Source organism: Frankia sp. Mgl5 (assembly GCF_023242985.1).
Lineage (GTDB): Bacteria > Actinomycetota > Actinomycetes > Frankiales > Frankiaceae > Parafrankia > Parafrankia soli.
This window is the reverse complement of sequence record NZ_JALKFY010000737.1, coordinates 1-2,787: the sequence shown is the minus strand read 5'-3', so window position 1 is coordinate 2,787 and position 2,787 is coordinate 1. Positions and strand designations below refer to the sequence as shown.

Below are 2,787 nucleotides of genomic sequence, written 5' to 3'. Positions count from 1 at the left end.
GACACCGGCCACGACCTGTTCCTCGAAATCAGCCCCCACCCCGTCCTCACCACCGCCCTCGCCGAAACCCTCGACGCGGCTCCCACCGCGAACGCGCCGGCCCGCGGCGAGGCGGGAACCGGAGACGAGGCGAACGACCAGAGCACGGCCGGCTCCGTTCCCGCCCGCGGGCCGGTCGCCATCACCGAGACGCTGCGGCGTGACGCCGGCGGGCCCGCCAAGTTCCAGGCGGCCCTGGCCGAGGCCTGGGTCCGCGGCGCCCCGGTGAACTGGCGCGTCGCCCTCGGTACGGACCCGACCGTGGCGGTGACCGTACCCGCGCCCGCGCCCGCGGCGACGCCGGCCGTCCGGCGCCGGGTCGCCCTGCCGACCTACGCCTTCCAGCGGCGGCGCTACTGGCTCGACCCGACACCGGTGCGCGTCGTCGACGGCGAGGTCGTCGCCGACGCCGTGGACGCCGCGCTGGCCGGGCTGCCGGCAGCCCCGTCCGGGCCGACCCTGGGCGAGCAGCTCGCCGGGCTCGCGCCGAACGAACGCGACGGTCTGCTGCTCGACCTCGTCCGTGGGGAGGCCGCGGTGGTCCTCGGCCACGACAGCCCGGCGACCGTCGGTGCCACCCGGGCGTTCAGCGAGCTGGGACTGACCTCGCTGACCGCGGTCGACCTGCGTAACCGGCTGAACGCGGCGACCGGGCTCACCCTGCCGGCCACGCTCGTCTTCGACTATCCGACCCCGGCCGCGATCGCCGGTCTCCTCGCCGCCGAGCTGGGGTCCGCTCCCGCACCGACATCCTCGCCGCTGCGGGTCCTGGACCAGCTGGAGGCGGCGCTGGAGGCGAGCGGCGGCGACAACGCCGACACCGCCGAGGCGGTGACCAGGCTGCGCGCACTGGTCTCGCGCTGGACCGCCGTCGTCCCGGTAGTCCCGGTGCTCGCCGACGCCGACGACGAGATCGATCTCGACTCCGCCACGGACGACGAGCTGTTCGCCCTGATGGACAGCGATGTCGAGCTGTCCTGAATCCACCGTCAGCTGGCGGTTCCTCGTCCCGGCCGCCGCTCGTTCCGGCCGCGGGGTGGAAGCGACCGCGGTTCTTCGCAAGGGAGTCCATGACCATGGCCGATGACGACAAGCTGCGCACCTACCTGAAGCGGGCGCTCAACGACGCACGGGCGGCGCAGAAGCGTCTGCGGGAGGTCGAGTCGAGCCGCCGGGAGCCGATCGCGATCGTCGGCATGGCCTGCCGCCTGCCCGGCTCGGTGACCACGCCGGAGCAGCTGTGGGACCTGGTCGCGGGCGAGCGCGACGCGATCAGCGAGTTCCCCGGCAACCGCGGCTGGGACGTCGACGACCTGTTCGATCCCGACCCGGACGTGGCCGGGAAGTCCTACACCCGCCACGGCGGCTTCCTGCACGACGCCGCCGACTTCGACGCCGAGTTCTTCGGCATCTCCCCCCGGGAGGCGGTCGCCACCGACCCCCAGCAACGCCTGCTGCTGGAGACGGCCTGGGAGGCGTTCGAACGGGCCGGCATCGACCCGACGACGTTGCGCGGCAGCCGCACCGCCGTGTTCGCCGGCATCGCCGGGCAGGACTACGCGGCCCGCCTGCACGAGATTCCCGACGAGCTGGAGGCCTACATCGGGCTGGGCACGCTCGGCAGCGTGCTGTCCGGACGGATCTCGTACACGTTCGGTTTCGAGGGGCCGTCGGTCACCGTCGACACGGCCTGCTCGTCCTCGCTCGTCGCCGTGCACCTGGCCTCGCAGGCGCTGCGCAACGGCGAGGCGGACCTCGCGCTCGCCGGGGGCGTCGCGGTGATGTCCTCGCCGGCGCCGTTCATCGAGTTCTCCCGCCAACGCGGTCTCTCCCCGGACGGGCGCTGCAAGGCCTTCGCGGCCGCCGCCGACGGCACCGGATGGGCTGAGGGCGTCGGCATCCTGCTGCTCGAACGCCTCAGCGACGCCCAGGCCAACAACCATCCCGTCCTCGCCGTCGTGCGCGGCAGCGCGGTGAACTCCGACGGCGCCTCGAACGGTCTGACGGCGCCGAACGGCCCGTCGCAGCAGCGGGTCATCCGCGCGGCCCTCGCGGGGGCCCGGCTGAGCCCAGCCGACATCGACGCGGTCGAGGCCCACGGCACCGGCACCACCCTCGGCGACCCGATCGAGGCGCAGGCCATCCTCGCCACCTACGGCCAGGACCGACCGGCCGACCGGCCCCTCTGGCTCGGCAGCCTCAAGTCCAACATCGGGCACACCCAGGCCGCCGCCGGCGCCGCCGGCATCATCAAGACCGTCTTCGCGATCCAGAACGGGCTACTCCCCCGCACCCTGCACGTCGACGAGCCCACTCCCTACGTCAACTGGTCCGCCGGCGCGGTGGAACTGCTCACGAAGTCGCGCCCCTGGCCGGAGACAGGCGCCCCACGGCGGGTCGGCATCTCCGCGTTCGGGGTCAGCGGAACGAACGCGCACGTCATCATCGAGCAGGCCCCGGCCACCAGCACCGCGACACCGACGGACACCGGGCCAGACTCGCCAGCCGCCGAATCCTCCTCGGCGGAGACCAGGCCAGGCCGGGCAGACGCGGAGCGGGCCGGCGAGCGGACGCAGCCGGTTCTGGTGCCGTTGTCGGCGCGCAGCGACGCGGCGGTCCGCGAACAGGGCCGCCGCCTGGCCGCACACCTGCGCGAGACCGGTGCTGGTAGCGACGGCGGGGCCGGTGGCGGTGTTCTCTCCGTGGACGACCTGGCCGCCGCCCTCGCCACCCGCACCGTGTTCAACC

Annotated in this window: 2 protein-coding genes; both read left to right on the top strand. The window is 74.1% G+C overall.

From position 1 onward, the window contains the following. A partial coding sequence (locus MXD62_RS27215; protein WP_248832256.1) for an acyl carrier protein occupies positions 1-1,020 on the top strand: 1,020 nt, incomplete at its 5' end. A gap of 95 nt (positions 1,021-1,115) precedes the next feature. Next, the coding region (locus tag MXD62_RS27210; RefSeq protein ID WP_248832257.1) for a beta-ketoacyl synthase N-terminal-like domain-containing protein at positions 1,116-2,787 on the top strand (1,672 nt) is incomplete at its 3' end.